We start from the raw sequence: 21,709 nt of genomic DNA, 5'->3' as shown, positions 1-21,709 counted from the left end.
TAAAGTCGTGGGCGGCGGCAACGCCGTGTTTACTGGTTCATCAGGAGAAGCATCATGGCTGCAACCATCAACAGCAACATCAACTCGCTCACGGCACAGCGCCAACTCGGCGTCAGCCAGAATGCGCTCAGCACATCCATCACCCGCTTGTCTTCCGGCCTGCGCATCAACAGCGCCAAGGATGACGCTGCCGGCTTGGCCATTTCCGAGCGTTTCACGGGGCAAATCCGCGGCTTGAACCAAGCCGTTCGCAATGCCAACGACGGCATTTCGTTGGCTCAAACGGCTGAAGGCGCCATGAAGGCCGCTGGCGACATCCTGCAACGGGTTCGCGAACTGGCGGTTCAGTCGGCCAACGCCACCAACAGCGCCAGTGACCGTCAAGCCCTGAACCAAGAAGTTTCTCAGTTGGTGGGTGAACTGGACCGCATCTCCCAGTCCACCGAATTCAACGGCCAGAAGATTCTGGACGGCACCTTCGGCACCGCCAAGTACCAAGTGGGTGCCAACGCCAACCAGACCATTGTGGCCACCACGGCCAACATGCGCACCAACGTGTATGGCAACAACCAGGCCACAGGCACGGGCGCCGATGCACAGGCTGCTGCCGCAGCCGCCCCCACCACCAACGGTGTGGTGGCCGGTACACTGGCCGTGGCAGGCTCCTTGGGCTCCAAGAACATCTCCGTGTCCATCGACGAGACGTCCAAGGCCACGGCCGACAAGATCAACCTGGAAACCACCAACACCGGCGTGACGGCCTCGGCTCGCACCAATGTGCAGCTGGACTTCACTGCAACGGGCGGGTACAGCATCGAGCTGCTGGCCGACAACTCCACCGCTGAATCGGTCAGCTTCTCCCTGACCGCCACCACGGGCGCAGACGCGTTGTCGGCCGCCGTCCAGGCGATCAACGACAAGTCGTCCAAGACCGGCATCACGGCCGAGTTGAATTCATCCAACTCGGGCATCATCCTGACCAACACCTCCGGCAACAACATCGTGGTGGGCAAGGCAGCCACCACGGCCAACGGTGGCACGGTCAACGTCCAGAAGATGACGGCAGACACCAACGGTGCGCTCAGCACCGCCGGCACGTCCCGCGCCATTGCCGGGGCGACCGCCGCTTCTGCTGCGTACATCGTGTCTTCCGGCTACCTGACGCTGGACTCTGAAAAGTCCTTCAGCGTGGTGAGCACCACCACCACCGCCCTGGGCACCGCAGGCGCCACCACCGGCTCTTCCTTGAAGAAGGTGTCCGAGTTGGACATCACGACCTTCACCAAGGCCACCGACGCCCTCAAGACGGTGGATTCGGCCTTGAAGTTCATCAGCGGTGAACGCGCCAAGCTGGGCGCTTTGCAGTCACGCTTCGAAACCACTGTAGCCAACTTGCAGGTGTCTGCTGAGAACATGTCTGCAGCCCGCAGCCGGATTCAAGACGCCGACTTCGCCTCGGAAACCGCCAACCTGAGCCGCGCCCAAATCCTGCAGCAAGCAGGCACGGCCATGGTGGCCCAGGCCAACCAGCTGCCGCAAGGTGTGCTGGCCCTGCTGCGGTAAACACTGCACCTCTGGACGTCATCGTCCACAAGGAGTGAGCGGCAGCAGGTTAACCTGCTGCCGCTTTTTGCCATTTCTGAGGAAAAACAGGCATGGGTTCAGGGCTAATTTGAAGCACCATCAGCCCGGCCCACAACCATAATGCACATTGCGTTCCTGTTGACGCAACCAAGGAGTTTGCTATGGCCACCATCACGTCACAAGGCATCGGCAGCGGGCTGGATGTCAAGTCCATCGTGTCGCAATTGGTGGCCCTTGAGCAGAGACCACTGACAAAACTGCAAACCGACAAAGCGGTCATCAACACCAAGATTTCGGCTTTTGGACAAATCAAATCGCTCGTTTCCGCGCTGTCCACAGCAACAGGCACGCTCAACAGCCTGACCACTTGGAATTCGGTGTCAGCCACATCCTCCAACACCGCTGCGGTCACCGCGTCGGCGGTGGGAGGAACGTCCTCCAATGCATTCACCTTCCAGGTGACCGGACTGGCCAAAGCCCAAAGTTATGCATCCGCCGCCCTCCCCCTGCCTGCGGGAACACCCTTGGGCGCGGGAACGCTGCACATCACCATGACCGGCGCGGCCACACCGGTGGATGTGGCCGTGTTGGGCACCGATTCTGTTTCCGATATCGCCAGCAAAATCAATGGCTCGGGGGCGGGCGTCACCGCAGCCGTGCTGAACGACGCCAGTGGCGAGCGACTTTTGCTGCGCTCCAAAACGACGGGCGTGGCCAATGGATTCACCGTCAGCGTGACCGACAACGATGGCAACCACACCGATGCCGCCGGACTGTCGCGCCTGGTCAACAGCGCATCCACCGTGGCCGCGCAAGACGCCACAGCCACCGTCAATGGCAGCATTTCCGTTACATCGTCCACCAACACGTTCAGCAACGTGGTGTCCGGGGTGACGCTCACGGCCAAAGAGGTGATGACCACGGCCGCCGACATCACCGTGAGCGCCAACCGCGGGGCCATTACCGGCGCCGTTGACAGTTTTGTGAAAGCCTACAACGACTTGAACGCCATGCTTCAAGAGTTGACCAAGTACGACGCGGGCACCAAACAAGCGGGATTACTGCAAGGCGACAGTACCGCCGTGAGCCTGCAAAGCGCCCTCCGGGGAATGCTTCAATCGTCCTCCACCGGCTCTGCATACGCCAGACTGGCCGACGTGGGCATCAGTGCAGAACTGGGCGGCAATTTGGTGGTTGACAAGACCAAACTGTCGGCAGCGCTGGACAACGGCACCGAAGTGAAAAAGCTATTCACCACCGACAACCACAACACAGCAACCAATGGGTTTGCGCTGAAATTCAAGAAGTTTGCCGATGGCCTGTTGGCAACCGACGGATTTTTCAGCAACAAGGATGCGTCGTTCAAACGCTCACTGGATTCAAACACCAAGGAGCAGGCTCGCGTCAATGACAAAATTGCGCGTGTCACTGCGGCCCTCAACCGCCGCTACAACGCACTGGACACCCAAATGTCCAACATGAATGCACTGAACAACTATGTGAGCCAACAAGTGACCAAATGGAACAAGGCGTGACCCATCCACGGATGGGAGATGCACTCAAACCGTTTTTTCTTTTGCATTGCGGGCTTGATTTGACATGACAAATGCCGATAAAGAATACAGAGAACAAAGGAGTTCAACTGTGTTCACCCCCATCAGCACCCGGTCGGTCAACGCCTATCGCCGCCAAAGCGTCGAGTCTGACGTCTCGGTCGCCAATCCTCACCGCTTGGTTGAAATGTTGTTCGAAGGCGCGATTGTCAGCATCGGCGCTGCGCGTCACGCCCTGGAGCGCGGAGACATCAAAGCCAAGTGCGAAAGCATCATCAAGGCCGTGCGAATTATTGAAGAAGGCCTCAAGAGCAACCTCAATCTGTCCGAAGGTGGTGAGTTGGCAGCCAACTTGGACAAGATTTACGACTACTGCGTTTTGCAGTTGACTCAGGCCAATGTGCACAACGACGTTGCTGCCCTGGAAGAAGTGAGCAAACTCCTGGGTGTTGTGTCTGACGGCTGGAAAAACATGAACACGGCGACGGCCAACGCACAGGAGATGGGTCATGCTTGACGACCGAAACCAAGTGGCGACTGCCGCGCAGCAACTGGGACTGATCGACTATTACAAAGCCATTGAAGGTGCCAGCCGCCAAATGCTGGAGGCTGCACAAATGGAAGATTGGGATGCCGTGGTTCGCCTGGAAGGCGTGTGCGCCGTGCTGATTGAACAATTGCGCTCCGAATCCCGCAAACAAGACCTGCCCACCGAAGCCCGCGCCGAGAAACAACGGATCATGCTGAGCATCCTCCGGCACGATGCCGAGATCCGACAACTGGCCGAACCCTGGTTGGCCGACATCGACCACATGCTGGGTGGCACACACTCCCATCAGCTTCATTGAAGCCTGATGACACCATGAAAAAAGGGGCGAAAGCCCCTTTTTTCATAGCAACAACCCTATACAAATAAAGCGCTAGACAGGTTTTTTATTCATTAAACCTGCATGTTCATGATGTCGGAATAGGCCTGAACCATGCGGTTACGCACCGTCAGTGCGGTCTGAAAGCCAACTTGCGCCTTCTGCATGGCCACCATGGTTTCTTCCAGGCTGGCCCCAGGAGCGCCTACCTGCACTTGGTTTTGCAACTCTGAAGCCTTGTTCTGCGCAGTGCTGACAGCCGTCAGCGCATTCTTGAAAGCCGTGGAGAACGTCGCCTCGGTTTTTCCGGCCGCCGTCGCAGCCTGGGCCTGACTGGTGGCCAACACCTTGGCATTGGGCGCGGCAGAGGCAATGCCGGGGTTGAGCAGGCGTTGCGCGGCCAACTGTGCCAGCGCCTGGCTTTGCAGTGATTGGATGCGGTTCATGTTGGGGGTCCTGCCAAACGGAGATCGGGCTGGAATCGTACGGCGCATGCCCCTCCAGCTTGAATTCAATGAAGCGCACAAAAACCCGGCTTTTCGCGCTTTAGTGGCCTGAGGTGGTGCAGACAATGCAGGCATTCGGGGGTGTTGCCCCTGCAATGTTCACAAACACCGTTTCCATCATGAGCACCGCTGTCGCCGAAATTGATGTCCAGCCCGCGCCCCCCCGCAATGCGTTGGCTGAGGGGTTTGCTCGCATGAGCAATGGTCAGAAGCTGCGCGCCTTGGCGGGTGTCGTTGCATTGCTGGCCATCGTGATCGGGGCCGTCTTCATGGGTCGGCAACCCGATTGGCGGGTGCTGTTCGCCAACCTCAACGACAAAGACGGCGGCGCGATCGTGGCCCAGTTGGCCACCATGAACGTGCCCTACAAATACACCGAGGGTGGCGGCGCCATCATGGTGCCCGCTGATCGCGTGCACGACACCCGCTTGCGCCTGGCTCAACAAGGCCTGCCCAAAGGGTCGGTGGGTGGTTTTGAAATGCTGGAAGCCAACCGCTTTGGCATGACGCAGTTCCAGGAGCGACTGACCTTTCAGCGGGGGCTGGAAGGTGAGCTGACACGATCCATTCAGTCGATTGGGGCGGTGCAGTCGGCACGCATCCACCTGGCGCTGCCCAACCAGAACGGCTTCTATCGCGAACAGCAAAAACCCTCGGCCTCGGTGTTGGTCACCCTGCATCCTGGCCGCACGCTGGACAAAGCGCAGGTGGCAGGCATCGTCCACTTGGTGGCATCCAGTGTGCCGGAAATGACCACCAAGTCGGTCAGCGTGGTGGACGACGCGGGCAACCTGCTGTCCAACCCGCCTGACGGTCAGCCCTTGGGCGCGGACACACAACAACTTCAATACGTGCAAAAACTGGAAGAAAGCTACACCAAGCGTGTGGTGGACATCCTGGAGCCGCTGCTCGGACGCAACAACGTGCGAGCCCAGGTGACGGCCGATGTGGATTTTTCGCAGTCGGAACAAACCTCCGAACAGCACGGAGCCAACCAAAATGGGGCACCCATGGCCATCCGCAGCCAGCAATCGGTGGAGGACTCATCCGACCGCAATGGCACGGCCGCAGGCGTGCCCGGGGCCACCAGCAACATTCCACCCGGTGCGTCCGCAGCGCCCATCAACGGTCAAGCGGTCACCCCGGGAGTGACCGGCCCCAACGGAACCAGCGCCAGCAACAGTGCCTCAAACACCCGCCGCGAATCGGTGGTCAACTACGAAGTGGACAAAACGGTGCGTGTGATCAAGGGTGCCACGGGCTCGGTGCGCCGCCTGACCGCAGCCGTGGTCATCAACCACCGCATGGTGATGGACCCCAAGACCGGCAAAGAAACGGCCCAAGCCTTGCCACCGGAGCAGATCGAACAAATGACCGCACTGGTCCGCGAAGCCATCGGGTTCAACAAGGATCGCGGCGACTCCGTCAACCTGATGAACGCTCCCTTCACGGTCGAGAAATCCGAAGTGGCAGACATCCCCATCTGGAAGCAACCCGACACCATTGAACTGGCGCGCTCCCTGGCATGGCCCATTGGCGCGGTTGTTCTGGGCATCGTCGTCCTGCTAGGATTGGTGCGGCCGAGCATGAAGGCCATCACCGCCCCACCGGCCCCGCCGGAGAAGGCGCTGGCCAATGTGCAGCAACTCGAAACTGTGGTGGGCGGCGGTGGCCAAGAACGGGCCGAACTGCTGCCGGGTCTCGCTGGCCCTGAAAATGTCGGCGAACAGCCGCCGTCCGAGCATCAGTTGCGACTGGAAGATGCCCGACGCCTGGCCCGCGAAAATCCGGTGGCCGTGGCCAACATCGTCAAGACCTGGGTCAACGGCGAAGCCCCTGCCTGAACAACATGACACAAGAGGTGTAACGTGGAAGACGATGGCGTTCAAAACGCAGCCATATTCCTGATGTCCCTGGGCGAGGAAGAGGCTGCCGAAGTCTTCAAACACCTGTCACCCAAAGAAGTGCAAAAGTTGGGCGAGACCATCGCCCGCACCCGAGGCATCACCCACGAGAAAGTGGAAGAGGTCATCGAAAAGTTCACCGGCGAGGCCAAGTCCCAAAGCCTGCTGGTGACCGACACCGACAACTACGTTCGCTCGGTGCTCAAGCGTGCCTTGGGGGACGACAAGGCCTCGCTGCTGATCGACCGGATCTTGCAAGGCGGTGACGTCTCCGGCATTGAAAGCCTGAAGTGGATGGACCCGCTGTCCGTGGCCGAACTGCTGCGCAACGAGCACCCGCAGATTCTGGCAGCCATCCTGGTGCACCTGGACTTCGACCAGACCGCAGGCATTCTGAAGAACTTCACCGAGCGCATGCGCAACGAGGTGATGCTGCGCATTGCCACGCTGGAAGGCATTCAGCCCATGGCACTGAAAGACCTCAACGAAGTGCTCTACAAGGTGCTGGCGGGTGGTGACAAGATTCGCAAAACCTCCCTCGGCGGCGTCAAGACGGCAGCCGAAATCATCAACCTCATGGGCAGTGCGGTCGAAACCGGCGTCATCGAGTCCATCCGCGAGCACGATCCCGATCTGGCCCAGAAGATCATGGACAAGATGTTCACCTTCGAAGACTTGCTCAAGCTCGACGACAAGTCCATTCAGATGGTGCTCAAGGAAGTGGCCTCCGAAACCCTGGTCATTTCGCTCAAAGGTTCGTCTCAGGAGCTGCGCGAAAAAATCCTCTCCAACATGTCTTCGCGTGCCGCAGAAAGCATGCGGGAGGACCTGGAATCCCGCGGTCCCGTGCGTCTGTCCGAAGTGGAAGCCCAACAGAAGGAAATCCTCAAGATTGTCCGGCGTCTGACCGACGAAGGTCAGATCGTGGTCGGCGGAGGCGGAGATGACGCATTCGTCTAAGTCGGCGTACTCACGCTTCATCCCCAGCGAGGAAATCGATGCGGTCTCCACATGGCGCTTTGCCAATGTGGATGGCACCCCTCACCCCGATGAGGTGAAGGCCCTCGAACCTCAAGGACCCACGCCGGAGGAGATTGAGGCCATGGTTGAGGCCGCGCGTGCTCAAGGCCTCGAACAGGGGTACGCGGAAGGACATGCCGCGGGCGTCGCAGAAACCCGGGCCAACCTGGAATCACCCTTGGCAGAGGCCAAAGCCGACTGGTTGCAGCGATTCGATTCGCTCTTGACAACGCTGGACCAGCAAATCTCCAACACCCACGAAGCCATGGCCCAGTCGGTGCTGGAGATGGCCTGTGAACTGGCCCGGCAGGTGCTGCGCCAGGAACTCTCGACCGACAGCACGTCGCTGGTGCCTGTGGTGCAAGAAGCGTTGGGACAGCTGACTGGCGACGCCAAACCGGTGTCCATTCGGCTGCACCCCGATGACCTGGCCTCCATCGAGTCGGTCTGGGATGCTGCCCCCCCTGCCGAACGCCCCACCCTGGTCCCCGATCCCAGCATCACGCCCGGAGGCTGCCTGATGCAAGCCCCTGGCAGCGGCATTGATGCCACCCTTGAAAAGCGCTGGCTGCGGACGATTGCCAATCTGGGGCAGTCCACCCCCTGGGAGCCCGATCATGAAGACCGCTGAGTTGGGAGATCACTGGCAGACATTTCTTGCTGAAGCCAAGGCGAGAACCCAGTTGCCCGCCCCCCTGGAGGCGCGCGGCCAACTCACACGCCTGGCAGGCTTGGTACTGGAAGCCTCTGGACTCCGTGCCCCCGTGGGAAGTCAATGCCTGATCGACGCAGGACAAGGCGACACCGTTTTGGCCGAAATTGTGGGATTTTCCGGGAACAAGGCCTATTTGATGCCAGCAGGTGACGTGCATGGACTGACACCTGGCGCCATCATCACCCCAGTCCCCCCCTATCGGCCCAAACCCAGACTGGGGCAGCCAGGTCGCCCCATCAATCCGCACGAAAAAGGGGTGCTTCGGCTCCCGTTTGGCGACGGTTTGCTGGGTCGGGTGGTGGACGCACACGGCACCCCCCTGGACAACCAGGGTGAACTGACGCGGGTCGACATGGAGGCCTTGGAGCGGGTTCCACTGAACGCCATGGAGCGCGAGCCCATCCGCACCACCCTGGACACTGGGGTGCGCTGCATCAACAGCCTGTTGACCGTGGGCCGAGGTCAGCGGCTGGGCCTGTTTGCCGGTTCGGGCGTGGGCAAGAGTGTGCTGCTGGGCATGATGGCGCGCTACACCCAGGCCGACGTGATCGTGGTGGGTCTCATTGGCGAGCGGGGCCGCGAGGTGAAGGAGTTCATCGAAGACATCCTGGGTGCAGAGGGCAGGCAGCGCTCTGTGGTGGTGGCCGCCCCTGCCGATGCCCCCCCCCTGGTGCGCATGCAAGGTGCCACCTATGCCACGGCCGTGGCCGAGCATTTCCGGGATCGAGGCCAGCATGTGCTGCTGCTGATGGACTCACTCACCCGCTATGCCATGGCCCAACGCGAAATTGCATTGGCCATTGGAGAACCGCCGGCCACCAAGGGTTACCCGCCGTCGTGCTTCGCCAAGCTTCCGGGCTTGGTGGAGCGCAGTGGCAATGGGCTCAATGGCGTGGGCTCCATCACGGCGTTCTACACCGTGCTCTCCGAGGGGGACGACCAGCAAGACCCCATTGCCGACGCAGCCCGGGCCATCCTTGACGGCCACATCGTGCTGTCACGGACACTGGCCGAGTCGGGGCACTACCCGGCCATTGACGTCGAGCAATCAGCGTCTCGGGTCATGCACAACGTGGTGGGGCCGCAGCATTGGGAAATGTCTAGGCGGTTCAAAGCCCTCTATTCCCGCTATCAAAAGACCCGCGACTTGATACAACTTGGGGTGTATGTACAAGGCAGTGACCCCGAAACCGACCGAGCCATCCAGCTCCATCCTGGCATGCAGAAATTCCTCACTCAGGACATGCTGGAAGCAGCACCCTTGGGGCAATGCATGTCCCAACTTCAGCAGCTGCTGGCTGAGCCTGCACCGGGACGCGGCTGAGTCCTCGATTGACGGGAGCTCACCATGGCCGTGAACCTCAAAAGCATGCAACTGGTGGTTGACCTGGCCACCCGGCGACGCGATCACGCCGGGAACCAGTTGGCGGCTGCGCTGCAGGCCCTGGAACACGCCAAAGCCCAGTTGACCCAATTGGTGGACTACACCGAAGAGGGTCAAAACAAGTGGCAGGCACGGAGTGCGCAAGGGGTGAGTGGCGTGTTGGTTCAACACCAGCGGGCCTTCTCACAAAAGCTGCAGGAAGCCATCGATTTTCAACACCAGGTGATCCGCCAGAAGCAAGCCACCGTGGCCTCTGCACAAGGCAATCTTCAGCAAGCCGAACGGGAGCTGGCAACCCTGAAAAAAGTGGTGGAGCGGGCCCTGCAAACCCAGGAAGCCACAGCCCGCAAGCGAGAACAGAAGCAAGTGGATGAAATGGCCATGTCCATGCTGGCCCACCAGCGCCGATTGGCCGAACAGGAGTGAAACCATGACCCCCGTGACATCACATGCCACCCAACAAGGTTCTGTGGGCAGCGCCACTCGCGCCACAACAGGCAAGCCGCAAGGTCAGTTCAAGGCCGGCATGGCCAACAGCTTTGCAGCACTGATGCTTCAGGCAGACGAACAGCCAAACGACACCTTCGATCTGTCGGGAAGCACCCCAAGCGCCAAAAAGAAACCAGGCGAACCCGAGACAGCCGCATCTGGAGCGGATCCAGCCTGGGCAGCGCCCTCGTACCCATTGGCGGAGTTCATGCAGCGGTCCGGACAACCCCAGGCCAACGCCACGTTGTCCAATGCCGATTCAGATGCAGGTCGCCCAACAACACACACTCGACACTGGGGTCACCAAGCAGACACGATCGATCCAGGTTTTCCATTGAAAGCAGGAACAGAAGTCTCCCTGAGCGCGTCTGTTGGAGAGTCATCTCTCTCGAACGCCACGCCTGGGTCAAACCTGTCGGCAAACAACCAGTCGCCGAAGAACGGCCTGCTTTTTGACAAAGCCTCTGCCGAAATCACCTCCACCACAGGAACAGTGAACGGCAGCACTCCCCTCTCAAATGGCGCCCCAAACTCGCCACCACCTGATGTCACTCTGGCGATGCCATCCGTCGAAAATGTTCGCCCATTGGAAAGCGGTCGAATCATGCCCACGCTCGGACAAGGGGATGTCAGCTCTTCGGCGTCGCTGAACAACTCGAAGGACTTGACGGCAGGGCAGCTTGCTGAAGGACGGCCGTCAGACACATCCGCGGCAGCGCCAAGCACCGCCGGAACCAACAGGGCTCGACTGCAGGGCTGGCGCGCAGGCGCGGCCCTGTCTGGGCACGTCAGTACCGTCAAGCTTGCCACTGCAACACCCCATCTGGGCAACAGCGCTTCAGCACAGTCCTCGGCACCCAGCACCTCGCTCACGGCGGGCATTCAGCAAGTGGCGGCAGAGATGCTGTCGCAAGGTCGCACAGGCAATGTGCCATCGGCCACCCCCATCACAGAAGCAAACACGGCCATCACTGGCACCCCCTCCACACAAGAAGCAAGTTCCAACCAAAGCTCATCTGATCAACAGCCTGGAGGGCGGCCATCGGGCCAAGAGATCATGGATGCGCAGTTCCAGCAGCCTTCGTCTGCCGCCACTGATGTGCAAGAACCTGGGAACACGGCTTCATTTTCCGAGGTGATGAGCCAGCTCACCGATCAAGTGAATACCCTGATCACCCAAGGCACCCAAACCGCAACCCTCACCGTCGATGCCGATGGAGCCAACCCGGTGAACATCCACGTCACCATGGACGATGGCATGGTGAACGTGACCTTCGGAGCAATGGACACATCCACCCTGGACGCCCTGAAATCCCAGGCCGAGAACACATTGAAACCGATGCTTGAAACACAAGGGATGACACTGAACCAGGTGTCCGTTGAAGCCCAAGCAAACGCGGGCAGCATGGGAGGATCAGGCGCACAAACCGGATCCGGCCACGCCAGTGGCCACCGCCCCCCTCCTGGCTCCAGCATCGGCAAAACATCCACCTCCGGTGACCCCCCCCCTCGGACGGCTCCCCACACCCCCCTTCCATCGAAGGGGCGCCTGGACTTGTTCGCCTGAACATTGACTTTCAGCCAAAGTGGGCTGTCTTTTTCCGTCTGATCAGATCATTGAAGGACAGCAGTCAGCCAATAATCAGCGCATCTGTCATCTGACTCACAGGGCCACACCATGTCAGCCAAACCTGCCGAAGAAGGGGCCGTCGCCGAAAAGCCCAAAAGCAAAAAACTGCTGATCATCATCGTTGCAGCGGTTTTGCTCGTGGTGATCATTGGTGGGGGTGTTGCCTTTTTCCTGATGAAAAAGAAGAGTCATGACGAGGAGGCTGCCGCTGGAGACGAGGCCGCCGCGCCCAAGGTCGTGCACAAAGCCAAAACGCCAGACCCCAAAGCCCCGCCGGTCTATCTGCCGCTGGACAACATGGTCGTGAATCTGGCTGACCCCGGTGGTGGCAGATTTGTACAGTTGGGCATCACCCTTCAACTGGACGAACAGAAAACGGCAGACACGGTCAAGCAATACATGCCCAGCGTCCGCAATGCTGTTCTGCTGGCCGCTTCGCAACGCACGGCCGACGAGCTCCTGGCCCCGGAGGGGAAGGAAAAACTGGTCCGAGCCATCACCCGACTGGTTTCAGAACAGTTGGGTTACGAGGTGGATGACGAGGACGAACCAGACACCCCGGCCAAGAAAAAGAAGAAAAAGGTTCAAACACCACTGCCCGTGCTCGCAGTGCTGTTCACCAGTTTCATCGTTCAATGAACCCACGGGGGACGCACCATGAGTGAATCCTACCTGTCACAGGAAGAGATTGACGCCCTTCTGGAAGGTGTCACGGGTGAGAGTCAGAAGCTCGCCAAAGAAGACGAACCCACCGACGGCATACGTGACTACAACCTGTCCAGCCAGGAACGCATTGTTCGGGGCCGGATGCCGACGATGGAAATCGTCAACGAGCGTTTTGCTCGCAACTTGCGCGTGGGGTTGTTCAACTTCATCCGCCGCAGCCCCGAGATTTCGGTCGGTGCCGTGAGCGTGCAAAAGTACAGCGCCTTCCTGCGCGAACTGGTGGTGCCCACCAACTTCAACATCATGGCGGTCAAACCCCTGCGGGGCAATGGCCTGATTGTTTGCGAGCCCACGCTCCTGTTCGGGGTCATCGACAGCCTGTTCGGAGGAACGGGCAAGTTCCACACCCGGATTGAGGGCCGAGACTTTTCACCCACCGAGCAGCGGGTCATCAACCGGTTGGTGGACGTGGCCTCGGAAGAGTACGCCAAGGCGTGGAAAGGGGTCTATCCGATTGAGCTGGTTTACCAACGATCGGAAATGCAGCCTCAATTCGCCACCATCGCCACCCCCAGCGAGATTGTGGTCTCGTCCACCTTCACGCTGGAAATCGGTGATCTCACCGGCTCATTGCATGTGTGCATCCCTTATTCCACGCTGGAACCCATCCGGGACGTGCTGTATTCAGCCGTTCAGGGCGATGCGATTGAAGTGGACAAACGTTGGGTGAAGGTGCTGGGCCACGAAATTCAAGCCGCCGAAGTTCAGCTGGTGGCTGAGCTGGCCCGTGCCGACGCCACCATTGAGCAACTGCTGGCCATGAAGGTTGGCGATTTCATCGAACTGGACCGCAAACCCATCATCCAGGCCAAAGTCGACGGCGTGCCCGTGTTCGAGTGCCAGTACGGCACCCACAAAGGGAAATACGCCCTCAAGGTGGAGCGAAACCTGCGCTCAAGCACATTGAACTGGATCGGAGACCAATATGACAACTGACACCCCAATGGACCCCAGTGCCGAACAGGCCATGGCCGACGAGTGGGCGCAGGCGCTGGAAGAACAAACACACGCCTCGTCGGGTGGCAGCGGAGCCCCCGCCTTTGACGCGGTGGATGATGCGTTTGCATCGGCCAGCCGCCCGGCCGCCAACAATGACATCAACATGGTGCTGGACATTCCAGTTCAGCTGTCGGTGGAGTTGGGGCGAACCAAAGTGCCCATCAAGTACATCCTCCAACTGGGACAAGGCTCTGTGGTGGAACTGGATGCCCTGGCCGGCGAGCCCATGGACGTGTTGGTCAATGGCTACTTGATTGCACAAGGCGAAGTGGTGGTGGTGAACGACAAATTCGGTATTCGACTGACCGACATCGTGACCCCCTCCGAACGGCTCAAGCGCCTGAGCAAAGGGTGACCCCGATGTCATGGACCCAAGCTTGGCCCGCGCTGGCCTTGCTGCTGGCCGTTGTCCTGCTGCCTGGGTTGGTCCGTCTCGCCAAAACCCGTGGCTGGATCCGCGGGGTTCCACCTCATCAGGTGGCCACCGTGGTGTCTGTTTCTCCCATCAGCCCCAATCAGAGGGTGGTGACCCTGGAAGTCAAACATGGAGAGCACCATCGGATGCTCCTGCTTGGAGTCACGGCACAATCGGTCTGTGTACTCGATTCATGGACGCCCCCTTCGCAGCCCCCGGAACGCCTCTCAGGAGCGTCTGTTGAGCCGTAATCTCCGACAAGGCTGGTGCAGAGGTTTTCTGCTGTTGGCCATGATCCTCGGCCCCTCATGGGCGTGGGCACAGAGCGGTGGGCAATTGCCCCTTGTCATTGGTCAAGGCGCATCGGGCACCAGCTATTCCGTTCCCATTCAGACGCTGCTGTTCTTCACGGCGCTGTCGTTCCTGCCCGCGATCGTGCTGATGATGACGGGATTCACCCGGATCGTCATCGTGCTGGGTTTGATGCGACAAGCCCTGGGCACACAGTCAGCCCCTCCCAACCAGGTCATCATTGGGTTGTCTCTGTTTTTGACGTTTTTCGTCATGAGCCCCACCCTGGACAAGGTGTACCGCGACGCTTACGTGCCGTACACAGAGAATCGCCTGACGTTCGAACAAGCCACCGAGGCGGCACAGGCCCCAGTCCGCTCGTTCATGCTGAAACAAACCCGCCAGTCGGACTTTGAACTCTTCGCTCGACTGGCCAAACTCGATGCCAAGGAAACACCCGAAACCGCCCCTTTGCGGGTGCTGATTCCAGCCTTTGCCACCAGCGAACTGAAAACGGCATTCCAGATCGGGTTTCTGGTGTTCATTCCGTTCCTGGTCATTGACATGGTGGTCGCCAGCGTCTTGATGTCCTTGGGCATGATGATGCTCTCACCTGTTCTGGTGGCGCTGCCCTTCAAGCTGATGCTGTTTGTTTTGGCCGATGGCTGGAACCTGTTGCTCGGCTCATTGGCCGCCAGCTTTGTCAACTGAGGGAACAGAACATGGATGCACAAACCGTTCTGACACTGGCCCAAAACGCGCTGTTTCTGCTGCTGATGGTGTCGTCCCCGGTGTTGGCGGTGGTACTCGTGGTGGGACTGGCCGTCAGCCTGTTTCAAGCCATCACGCAGATCCATGAGGCCACGCTGTCCTTTGTGCCCAAACTCATTGCAGCCATCGTCGTCTTCACCATCGCGGGTCCTTGGATGCTGGCCACCATGGTTGATTTCATCCGCCGTACCCTGCTGTCCATCCCGACATTTGCGGCTTGATCTGCAACGCACGTCATGATCGGATTCACCGAAGCTCAGATCATGGCGTGGGTCACACCTGTTTTTTGGCCATTCCTGCGAATTCTTGCCCTGTTCAGCTCGGCTCCCGTGCTGTCAGCACGGTCATTTCCCGTTCGGAGTCGGGTGGCGTTGGCGTTCTTCATTGCCTTGTGCGCCCAAGCCGGACTTCAAGATCAGCCCCTGATTTCGCTGAATGACCGGACGGCCATGGCTGTTGCTGTGCAACAGGTCGGAATTGGGCTGGCCTTGGGCCTGGCCACTCGCATCGTGTTCTCATCCGTCGAAATGGCGGGGGAAGTGATCGGCTTGCAAATGGGGTTGAACTTTGCCGGCTTTTTTGACCCTGCCACCAGCAGCCAATCCAGTGCCATTGGCCGATTTTTCGGCAACATCACCATGCTGCTGTTTGTGGTGCTCAACGGTCACTTGTTGCTGATCCAAACCATCGTGACCAGTTTCCACACCTTTCCGATCGGGCAAAGCCCACTCCACATCATGTCCCAGTTCAAATTGCACGAGCTGGGAGCCATCATCTTCAGTCAAGGTTTGTTGATTGCATTGCCGTTGATTGGCGTTTTGCTTTTTGTGAACGCTGTTCTGGGTGTGCTGTCCCGGGTCGCTCCACAAATGAACGCATTTGCCATCGGGTTCCCCTTGACGCTGTCGGCGGGTCTTTTGGGTTTGGCAGGTACGCTTTCCCTGCTGGAACAACCCCTGGTCAAGTTGATGGCACAACTCGCCGACATCTTTGGTGGGCATTGACTCCCTCCACCTCAAATGAGCGAATGCCGGATTGCATAAGCGGTCAGTTCGGCGTTGTTTGACAACCCCAACTTCTGAAGCACCCGAGCCCGATACACGCTCACGGTTTTGGGGCTGAGCATCAACTCGTCGGCAATCTCCGACAGGCGATGACCCGCCGCCATTTTTTGCAGCGTCTGAAGCTCTCTTTCCGACAAGCTAACATGAGGCGCCTCCGCCTCGGGCGACAACAAGCTGTCCACCAACTTCTGAGCGACCTCCTGAGTGACGTACTTGCGTCCTTGCATGAGCGTACGGATGGCGGCAACCAATTCCGCGGGCTCCACCGACTTGTTCAGGTACCCCATTGCGCCAGCCTTGAGGCAACGGATGGCGTATTGGTCTTCCGGATACATCGACACCACCAAGGTCTTGATGGCCGAGCCTTCGTCTTTCAAGGTTGAAAGGACCTCCAGCCCCCCCCGGCCAGGCATGTTCAGGTCCAACACCAGGACATCGCAAGACACCTCCCGAAGAACTTGACGCAACTCCGGATAGCTCCCCACCTCACCCACGACACGCAGGTCTACCGCCTCGGAAATTGCGTCTTTGATGCCACGGCGAACCATGGCATGGTCATCACAGACCACCACGTTGATCATCGATCAGCTCCGCCATGTCATTGAATTTCTCAGTATCCAACGGTACCGAAAGGATCACGGAAACACCTCGCTCTGAAGAGCTCACATCCAGCCACCCTCCCACCGATTGCGCCCGCTCCCGCAAGCCGAGAATCCCGAACGAAGTGGCCTTGCTCAACGCTTTGGGCGCAAGTCCTACGCCGTTGTCAGACACTTCCACGGTCAACATGCCTTCCTGATCGCTCACATCCACGACAACCCTGGACGCCTGAGCGTGTTTGACCACATTCGTCAAAGACTCTCGCACCACACTGAATGCCACCGTTTGCACTTCCGCCGACAGGTCCAGTGATTCATTGCAGCAACGCAATACAACCTCGGCACCTGTGCGCTTTTGAAACGTGCTCACCAGCCACTGCAACGCGGGAACCAGTCCCTCATCCAAAATGGCCGGGCGCAAGTTGAGCATGATGCGCTGACTGGCATCCAGCGCTTGTTGCAACGTGGAGACGGCTTGTGCAACCCGCTCCTTGACATCAGGATCAGCAGTCCGCCTGGAAATCCACGCCAGATCGAACTTGACAGCGGCCAAGGCCCCACCAATGTCATCGTGTATTTCCCGTGAGACTGCTGCGCGCTCTTCATCGACTTTGGCGTGCAACTGCTGGGTCAGCCTCAGCAACTGATTGCGCGACACCTCCAATGCGGCATCAGCCTGCATTCGGGCCTGCCGAGCCTCCCACAGCTCCAGAAGCTTGGAAACCACATACCCCAAGCGAGGAAAATCCTCGGCATACACACACTCACTCACCCCACTGCGCATCGCGTCAATGGAAGCCACCTCTGCAACGTCTTCATCCAACAACACCACAAATGGCACGGCATCATCGCGATGGTCCAGCAGATTCCATGCGTCAATGCCTGTGGCACCCCGCAAATGGTAGTCAGCGAGTTGAACGTCGTGCGGCTGCTCCATCACAGCCCGCACAAAAGTGTCCAGCGAGTCAAACACCGACAGGTCAACACTGTCGAACTCCCTCAGGAGCACGGCCTCGACAGTGTCGTATGCTCGCACGCCTCCTGCAAGATAAAGTGCACGGAGAGTGCGGCTCATGTGGTTTTCCAACGCCGGTCAGTTGACCGCCGGATTGACGGCCACAAAATTTCAAGCATGATCGGCATCAACAGAGACCACCCAAAAGTTCTATAAACTGCCTGAGCAGTGGAGTTTCAGCATTTCGAAAATTGTAGTGGTGCCGTTTTCCAGCAACAAGCGTCCTCACAACCCAGGCCACGATCCAACGAGACATGCCGCACTCACAACCGACAATCAATTTGCCGATGTCGACCGTGGCCGATCTGCAGGACTCACTGCTCATTGCCATGAACGATCTTCAACGACTTGGAGGGCTGTTGGACCATGCGACGGAGAATCTCATGGATCGGTTCAGTTCAGCGAACACGGCACTGGCGCACATGGGTCATGGCGGATCATCCGAGCTGCCCGCCATTCGGCAAGCGCTCCAGCAGGCTGTCACCGAACTTCAGTTTCACGACATGGCATCTCAACTGCTGGTGCATACCGACAAGATCCTCAAGGCCTGCGCATACAAACTCGCAGAGGAAGCCATGGGAGTCGATGAAGACGAAGCCCCTGGAGTGCAAATTGATGTACAACCCCCACGCCCCAATCCAGTCACTCAGAGCGAGATGGACGCAGGATCTGTGGAACTCTTCTGAACCTGCTCACCTAACCATCTAGACCTTTCGGGGTGAACTTCATGCCTTCTATCCTTGCCGTGGACGACTCGGCTTCCATGCGGAAAATGGTTTCCTTCACCCTTACCGGTGCGGGCTACCAAGTCACCGAAGCCGTGGATGGGCAAGATGCTTTGGAAAAAGCTCAAAGCCAGACTTTCGACCTCGTCCTGACCGACCAAAACATGCCAAGACTGGACGGGCTTGGACTGACCCGGAAGCTCCGAGAGCACCCAGCATTTGCAACCACACCCATTCTGATTCTGACCACTGAGTCCAGTGATCAGATGAAGCAACAAGGGCGCGCTGCTGGTGCCACAGGGTGGTTGGTCAAACCTTTCGATCCGAGTCGCCTGATCGAGATCATTCAAAAAGTCATCAAGTAAAGTTCCCTCCACGCACTCCTCGCAAGAGGTGAAAACGGGTGTTTCCATGCAAGAAAACCACGGCTCCGGCGATTCCATCGACCTTTCCCAGTTCTTTGAAATCTTTTTTGAAGAAGCGGGTGAAAACCTGGATCAGATGGAGCAGATGCTGCTTCACCTCGACATCGACACCGCCGATGACGAGGAGTTGAATGCCATCTTCCGGTGTGCGCATTCCATCAAAGGGGGGGCTGCCACGTTCGGCTTCGCTGATGTGGCGGAGCTCACCCACCAGATGGAGTCGCTGCTGGACAAGCTGCGCCGACACGAACTCAAGCCAAGCACCCCCATGGTGGACGTGCTCCTGGAGTCTTCGGACGCCCTGAAAGGCCTCCTGGCCCGACACCAAGGAGCCGGAGGCGAAGAAATGGACACCAGCAGTTTGGTGGAGCGAATTCGCGTTCTCGCCGCCGGGGGAGCCCCTGTCCCCGCGGCCCCTGCCCCGACGCGGGTTGCCCCGCCACCGGCCCCCGTCGCAGCCGCTCCTGCTCCCGCTCCTGCCGCGTCATCACCGGCAACAGACGGAGTCCGAAAGCTCGAAATCCACGTGGGCCCGATTGATCACCCTGAACAAGCAGACGCCATTTTTGATCTGTTCAGGGACATTGCTGGGCTTGGAACCATCCAATCCATGCCATCGGAAGACAAGCTCACTCGAATTTTCGCGGTGGAGACATCTTCATCCGACAGTGAACTGATTGACCTTTTTGCGTTCCACGTCGCCAAGGAAAACATCCGGATTCATCCGATCGGTCAGGGACCCGCGCAGACACCCTCCGCAGCGCCCCAGGAAGACCATGGATTCGGGCTGTTCGACGACGCCCCCTCGTCTGCCTCAACGGCGGCACCAGCCTCTGTAGCCAGTCCCGCTCCTGCAACGGTGACGCCCGTTCCGTCCGCACCGGCAAAACCAGCCAGTGCAGCCCCTGGCAAGGGGGAGATCAAGCCAGCCGCACAAGCCGCACAACTTGAGTCGTCAACGTTGCGCGTTTCCGTGAGCAAAGTGGACCAGCTCATCAACCTTGTGGGTGAACTCGTCATCACCCAAGCGATGCTGGCGCAAAACAGCCGAACACTGGACCCTGTGACGAACCAGCAGTTGCTGGCGGGGCTCGCCGATCTGGATCGAAACACCCGCGACCTTCAAGAGTCGGTCATGTCGATCCGAATGATCCCGATGTCGGTCGTCTTCAGTCGGTTCCCACGCATGCTTCGCGATCTGGCCAGCAAACTGGGCAAACGGGTTGAACTGGTCACACATGGTGAGGCCACCGAGCTCGACAAGGGTTTGATCGAGAAGATCACCGATCCGCTCACCCATTTGATCCGCAACAGCTGTGACCACGGCATTGAAATGCCTGACGTTCGCACTGCTGCAGGCAAGCCAGAGACTGGCACGGTCACTCTGTCTGCCTCTCACCAAGGCGGCTCCATCCTGATTGAGGTGAAAGACGATGGGCGCGGCCTCAACCGCGACAAGCTGATTGCCAAGGCCAAGGAAAAGGGCATCGAAGTCTCTGACCAGATCACGGATCAGGAAGCGTGGCAGCTGATCTTTGCACCAGGCTTCTCAACCGCCGATGTGGTCACCGATGTTTCGGGGCGCGGTGTGGGCATGGACGTGGTCAAAAAGAACATTGCCTCCCTGAACGGCACGGTGGAAATCGAGTCCCGGGAAGGCAAAGGCATGAAGGTGATGGTGCGCCTGCCATTGACCTTGGCCATCATGGATGGCATGTCGGTGCGCGTCAGCGACGAGGTTTACATCCTCCCGCTGTCGTCTGTCGTGGAATCTTTCCAGGTGAAACCCGGAGAGATCAACACCGTTGCCCAGGGCGCCCAGCTCGTGAAGGTCCGGGAAGAGTACATGCCGGTCATTGAGTTGGAGCGCGTGTTTGAGGTTCCTCGCAAAGACTACACCAGCGCCAACAGCATCATGGTGGTGATCGAGGCCGAAGGCCAACGTGTTGCCGTCATGGTCGACGAGCTGCTGGGGCAGCAACAGGTGGTGATCAAGAACCTGGAAAGCAACTACCGCAAAGTGAGCAACGTGTCCGGGGCCACCATCCTTGGGGACGGCAAAGTTGCGTTGATTTTGGACACCAGCGGACTGATTCGCCGTTCTCGGCATTGACCTGCAAACGCCGGGCAGTCCTTTGTTCTGCCCGGGCTTCCCATCAGCCCCATCTGTTCATGAAACCACACGGCGCGGCCTCAGACGACACATCCAACCTCAACCAAGGTCGGGAGTTCGTTTGGAGCGACCAGGACTTTGCACGCATCAAAGCGCTGATTTACCAGCGGGCAGGCATCAGCTTGCACGATGGCAAGCACGCCATGGTCTACAGCCGCATCTCGCGGCGATTGCGTGAAACCGGTCACGACAGTTTCAAAGACTACCTTGACTGGTTGGAAAGTCACGATGGCGGTGAATGGCAAGAATTCATCAACGCGCTGACCACCAACCTCACCGCATTTTTTCGGGAACAGCACCATTTCTCCATCTTGGCGGATCACTTGAGGAAGATGCCCTCGGGCGCCACACCGCGCATCTGGTGCAGCGCCACATCCACTGGAGAAGAGCCATATTCCATTGCCATGACGGTGATCGACACCCTGGGAAGTCACGCCAATTACGTGCTCCAGTGCAGCGACATCGACACCAAGGTGTTGTCGACGGCGGCGACCGGGGTGTACAAGGCGGAGAACGTCAAAGGTCTGTCTGCGGAGCAACTGCGCAAGTACTTCCTGCGGGGCAAGGGCAAGAACAGCGGGTATGTTCGGGTCAAGCCTGAGCTTCAAAAGCACATCGACTTCTTCACCGTCAACCTCATCCAGGACAACTGGCCCTTCAAGGAACCCTTTGACTTTGTGTTTTGCCGCAACGTCATGATCTACTTCGATGCGGCCACTCAACGGCGCGTGTTGGAGCGCATTCACCGCAACATGAAACGCGGAGGCATGCTGTTCGTCGGGCACGCCGAGAACTTCACCGACGCCAAAACGTTGTTTGCACTGAGGGGAAAGACCGTCTATGAACGCCTATAGC

At 58.9% G+C, this 21,709-nt stretch carries 24 protein-coding genes; 21 read left to right on the top strand and 3 right to left on the bottom strand.

Translation table 11 applies throughout. The features are described 5' to 3' along the window. Window positions 1-54: 54 nt before the first annotated feature. The 4 genes from ACYVB7_RS03710 to ACYVB7_RS03695 all read left to right on the top strand — a co-directional run bounded on the left by ACYVB7_RS03710 (window position 55) and on the right by ACYVB7_RS03695 (window position 3,985). A complete protein-coding gene (locus tag ACYVB7_RS03710) occupies window positions 55-1,563 on the top strand; it encodes a flagellin (RefSeq protein WP_460505223.1) in 1,509 nt (502 codons plus the stop codon). Between the two features lie 182 nt (window positions 1,564-1,745). After that, window positions 1,746-3,119, top strand: a complete 1,374-nt coding sequence (fliD, locus tag ACYVB7_RS03705) for a flagellar filament capping protein FliD (protein ID WP_460505222.1) — start codon at window positions 1,746-1,748, stop codon at window positions 3,117-3,119. 109 nt (window positions 3,120-3,228) lie between these two features. Next, on the top strand, window positions 3,229-3,654 hold the full coding sequence (gene fliS, locus ACYVB7_RS03700) for a flagellar export chaperone FliS (protein WP_460505221.1): 426 nt from the start codon (window positions 3,229-3,231) through the stop codon (window positions 3,652-3,654). Beyond that, window positions 3,647-3,985, top strand: coding sequence for a flagellar protein FliT (locus tag ACYVB7_RS03695; protein WP_460505220.1), 339 nt, complete (start codon window positions 3,647-3,649; stop codon window positions 3,983-3,985). Before fliS ends, ACYVB7_RS03695 begins: the two co-directional genes overlap by 8 nt. 92 nt (window positions 3,986-4,077) lie before the next feature. Here the strand turns inward: ACYVB7_RS03695 and fliE are convergent, their stop codons facing one another. Beyond that, window positions 4,078-4,449: a flagellar hook-basal body complex protein FliE gene (gene fliE / locus ACYVB7_RS03690; protein ID WP_460505219.1), complete on the bottom strand. Its 372-nt coding sequence runs from the start codon at window positions 4,447-4,449 to the stop codon at window positions 4,078-4,080. Window positions 4,450-4,628: 179 nt separating this feature from the next. Here fliE and fliF point away from each other — a divergent pair, with 179 nt between their 5' ends. The 13 genes from fliF to fliR all read left to right on the top strand — a co-directional run bounded on the left by fliF (window position 4,629) and on the right by fliR (window position 15,857). Continuing rightward, window positions 4,629-6,353 (top strand): flagellar basal-body MS-ring/collar protein FliF, encoded by a 1,725-nt coding sequence (fliF, locus tag ACYVB7_RS03685; RefSeq protein ID WP_460505218.1) that lies wholly within the window; start codon window positions 4,629-4,631, stop codon window positions 6,351-6,353. A 24-nt stretch (window positions 6,354-6,377) separates the two neighbouring features. Continuing rightward, the gene (gene fliG / locus ACYVB7_RS03680; RefSeq protein WP_460505217.1) at window positions 6,378-7,373 is read left to right on the top strand and encodes a flagellar motor switch protein FliG; all 996 of its coding nucleotides are present in this window, start codon (window positions 6,378-6,380) and stop codon (window positions 7,371-7,373) included. Beyond that, window positions 7,357-8,064 (top strand): FliH/SctL family protein, encoded by a 708-nt coding sequence (locus ACYVB7_RS03675; protein WP_460505216.1) that lies wholly within the window; start codon window positions 7,357-7,359, stop codon window positions 8,062-8,064. Before fliG ends, ACYVB7_RS03675 begins: the two co-directional genes overlap by 17 nt. Next, window positions 8,051-9,472, top strand: a complete 1,422-nt coding sequence (gene fliI, locus ACYVB7_RS03670) for a FliI/YscN family ATPase (protein WP_460505215.1) — start codon at window positions 8,051-8,053, stop codon at window positions 9,470-9,472. The genes ACYVB7_RS03675 and fliI overlap by 14 nt, the downstream gene beginning before the upstream one ends. Before the next feature lie 24 nt (window positions 9,473-9,496). After that, window positions 9,497-9,958, top strand: a complete 462-nt coding sequence (fliJ, locus tag ACYVB7_RS03665; RefSeq protein WP_460505214.1) for a flagellar export protein FliJ — start codon at window positions 9,497-9,499, stop codon at window positions 9,956-9,958. Window positions 9,959-9,962: 4 nt separating this feature from the next. Continuing rightward, on the top strand, window positions 9,963-11,588 hold the full coding sequence (locus ACYVB7_RS03660) for a flagellar hook-length control protein FliK (RefSeq protein WP_460505213.1): 1,626 nt from the start codon (window positions 9,963-9,965) through the stop codon (window positions 11,586-11,588). Window positions 11,589-11,699: 111 nt separating this feature from the next. After that, window positions 11,700-12,290 (top strand): flagellar basal body-associated FliL family protein, encoded by a 591-nt coding sequence (locus ACYVB7_RS03655; RefSeq protein WP_460505212.1) that lies wholly within the window; start codon window positions 11,700-11,702, stop codon window positions 12,288-12,290. A gap of 18 nt (window positions 12,291-12,308) precedes the next feature. Beyond that, a complete protein-coding gene (gene fliM / locus ACYVB7_RS03650; RefSeq protein WP_460505211.1) occupies window positions 12,309-13,313 on the top strand; it encodes a flagellar motor switch protein FliM in 1,005 nt (334 codons plus the stop codon). After that, window positions 13,303-13,731, top strand: coding sequence for a flagellar motor switch protein FliN (gene fliN / locus ACYVB7_RS03645; protein ID WP_460505210.1), 429 nt, complete (start codon window positions 13,303-13,305; stop codon window positions 13,729-13,731). Before fliM ends, fliN begins: the two co-directional genes overlap by 11 nt. Window positions 13,732-13,736: 5 nt before the next feature. After that, window positions 13,737-14,042 (top strand): flagellar biosynthetic protein FliO, encoded by a 306-nt coding sequence (locus ACYVB7_RS03640; RefSeq protein ID WP_460505209.1) that lies wholly within the window; start codon window positions 13,737-13,739, stop codon window positions 14,040-14,042. 40 nt (window positions 14,043-14,082) lie between these two features. Next, entirely contained in the window at window positions 14,083-14,793 is a 711-nt protein-coding gene (fliP, locus tag ACYVB7_RS03635) for a flagellar type III secretion system pore protein FliP (protein WP_460505690.1), read from the top strand. A gap of 11 nt (window positions 14,794-14,804) precedes the next feature. Further along, window positions 14,805-15,074, top strand: a complete 270-nt coding sequence (gene fliQ, locus ACYVB7_RS03630) for a flagellar biosynthetic protein FliQ (RefSeq protein WP_460505208.1) — start codon at window positions 14,805-14,807, stop codon at window positions 15,072-15,074. 15 nt (window positions 15,075-15,089) lie between these two features. After that, window positions 15,090-15,857, top strand: coding sequence for a flagellar biosynthetic protein FliR (gene fliR, locus ACYVB7_RS03625; protein WP_460505207.1), 768 nt, complete (start codon window positions 15,090-15,092; stop codon window positions 15,855-15,857). An 11-nt stretch (window positions 15,858-15,868) separates the two neighbouring features. Here fliR and ACYVB7_RS03620 read toward each other — a convergent pair whose 3' ends face one another. Continuing rightward, window positions 15,869-16,498 carry a response regulator transcription factor gene (locus ACYVB7_RS03620; protein ID WP_460505206.1) on the bottom strand — a complete coding sequence of 210 codons (630 nt, stop codon included), beginning with the start codon at window positions 16,496-16,498 and terminating at the stop codon, window positions 15,869-15,871. Next, complete coding sequence (locus tag ACYVB7_RS03615) at window positions 16,476-17,591, bottom strand: sensor histidine kinase (RefSeq protein ID WP_460505205.1); 1,116 nt, start codon at window positions 17,589-17,591, stop codon at window positions 16,476-16,478. Before ACYVB7_RS03615 ends, ACYVB7_RS03620 begins: the two co-directional genes overlap by 23 nt. A 227-nt stretch (window positions 17,592-17,818) precedes the next feature. On the opposite strand from ACYVB7_RS03615, the gene ACYVB7_RS03610 reads away from it, so the two are divergent. From ACYVB7_RS03610 to ACYVB7_RS03595, 4 genes are read left to right on the top strand one after another with little or no spacing between them, the layout of a single operon-like run. Beyond that, window positions 17,819-18,217 carry a hypothetical protein gene (locus ACYVB7_RS03610; RefSeq protein WP_460505204.1) on the top strand — a complete coding sequence of 133 codons (399 nt, stop codon included), beginning with the start codon at window positions 17,819-17,821 and terminating at the stop codon, window positions 18,215-18,217. 41 nt (window positions 18,218-18,258) lie between these two features. Then, window positions 18,259-18,621, top strand: coding sequence for a response regulator (locus ACYVB7_RS03605; protein ID WP_460505203.1), 363 nt, complete (start codon window positions 18,259-18,261; stop codon window positions 18,619-18,621). 46 nt (window positions 18,622-18,667) lie between these two features. Further along, on the top strand, window positions 18,668-20,794 hold the full coding sequence (locus tag ACYVB7_RS03600; RefSeq protein ID WP_460505202.1) for a chemotaxis protein CheA: 2,127 nt from the start codon (window positions 18,668-18,670) through the stop codon (window positions 20,792-20,794). A 59-nt stretch (window positions 20,795-20,853) separates the two neighbouring features. After that, window positions 20,854-21,708, top strand: coding sequence for a CheR family methyltransferase (locus ACYVB7_RS03595; protein WP_460505201.1), 855 nt, complete (start codon window positions 20,854-20,856; stop codon window positions 21,706-21,708). Window position 21,709 lies beyond the last annotated feature (1 nt).

The organism is Hydrogenophaga soli, assembly GCF_054777695.1.
This window is presented reverse-complemented; position numbering and strand designations above follow the sequence as displayed.

Excerpts from the sequence above, each read along its gene's own strand:
- ACYVB7_RS03600 (WP_460505202.1), top strand. The coding sequence starts at position 18,668 with ATGCAAGAAAACCACGGCTCCGGCGATTCCATCGACCTTTCCCAGTTC.
- ACYVB7_RS03640 (WP_460505209.1), top strand. The coding sequence starts at position 13,737 with ATGTCATGGACCCAAGCTTGGCCCGCGCTGGCCTTGCTGCTGGCCGTT.
- ACYVB7_RS03595 (WP_460505201.1), top strand. The coding sequence starts at position 20,854 with ATGAAACCACACGGCGCGGCCTCAGACGACACATCCAACCTCAACCAA.
- fliP (WP_460505690.1), top strand. The coding sequence starts at position 14,083 with ATGATCCTCGGCCCCTCATGGGCGTGGGCACAGAGCGGTGGGCAATTG.
- fliM (WP_460505211.1), top strand. The coding sequence starts at position 12,309 with ATGAGTGAATCCTACCTGTCACAGGAAGAGATTGACGCCCTTCTGGAA.
- fliE (WP_460505219.1), bottom strand. The coding sequence starts at position 4,449 with ATGAACCGCATCCAATCACTGCAAAGCCAGGCGCTGGCACAGTTGGCC.
- fliN (WP_460505210.1), top strand. The coding sequence starts at position 13,303 with ATGACAACTGACACCCCAATGGACCCCAGTGCCGAACAGGCCATGGCC.
- ACYVB7_RS03610 (WP_460505204.1), top strand. The coding sequence starts at position 17,819 with ATGTCGACCGTGGCCGATCTGCAGGACTCACTGCTCATTGCCATGAAC.
- ACYVB7_RS03620 (WP_460505206.1), bottom strand. The coding sequence starts at position 16,498 with ATGATCAACGTGGTGGTCTGTGATGACCATGCCATGGTTCGCCGTGGC.
- fliR (WP_460505207.1), top strand. The coding sequence starts at position 15,090 with ATGATCGGATTCACCGAAGCTCAGATCATGGCGTGGGTCACACCTGTT.
- ACYVB7_RS03710 (WP_460505223.1), top strand. The coding sequence starts at position 55 with ATGGCTGCAACCATCAACAGCAACATCAACTCGCTCACGGCACAGCGC.
- ACYVB7_RS03605 (WP_460505203.1), top strand. The coding sequence starts at position 18,259 with ATGCCTTCTATCCTTGCCGTGGACGACTCGGCTTCCATGCGGAAAATG.
- fliF (WP_460505218.1), top strand. The coding sequence starts at position 4,629 with ATGAGCACCGCTGTCGCCGAAATTGATGTCCAGCCCGCGCCCCCCCGC.
- ACYVB7_RS03655 (WP_460505212.1), top strand. The coding sequence starts at position 11,700 with ATGTCAGCCAAACCTGCCGAAGAAGGGGCCGTCGCCGAAAAGCCCAAA.
- fliD (WP_460505222.1), top strand. The coding sequence starts at position 1,746 with ATGGCCACCATCACGTCACAAGGCATCGGCAGCGGGCTGGATGTCAAG.
- fliI (WP_460505215.1), top strand. The coding sequence starts at position 8,051 with ATGAAGACCGCTGAGTTGGGAGATCACTGGCAGACATTTCTTGCTGAA.
- ACYVB7_RS03660 (WP_460505213.1), top strand. The coding sequence starts at position 9,963 with ATGACCCCCGTGACATCACATGCCACCCAACAAGGTTCTGTGGGCAGC.
- fliJ (WP_460505214.1), top strand. The coding sequence starts at position 9,497 with ATGGCCGTGAACCTCAAAAGCATGCAACTGGTGGTTGACCTGGCCACC.
- fliQ (WP_460505208.1), top strand. The coding sequence starts at position 14,805 with ATGGATGCACAAACCGTTCTGACACTGGCCCAAAACGCGCTGTTTCTG.
- ACYVB7_RS03675 (WP_460505216.1), top strand. The coding sequence starts at position 7,357 with ATGACGCATTCGTCTAAGTCGGCGTACTCACGCTTCATCCCCAGCGAG.
- ACYVB7_RS03615 (WP_460505205.1), bottom strand. The coding sequence starts at position 17,591 with ATGAGCCGCACTCTCCGTGCACTTTATCTTGCAGGAGGCGTGCGAGCA.
- ACYVB7_RS03695 (WP_460505220.1), top strand. The coding sequence starts at position 3,647 with ATGCTTGACGACCGAAACCAAGTGGCGACTGCCGCGCAGCAACTGGGA.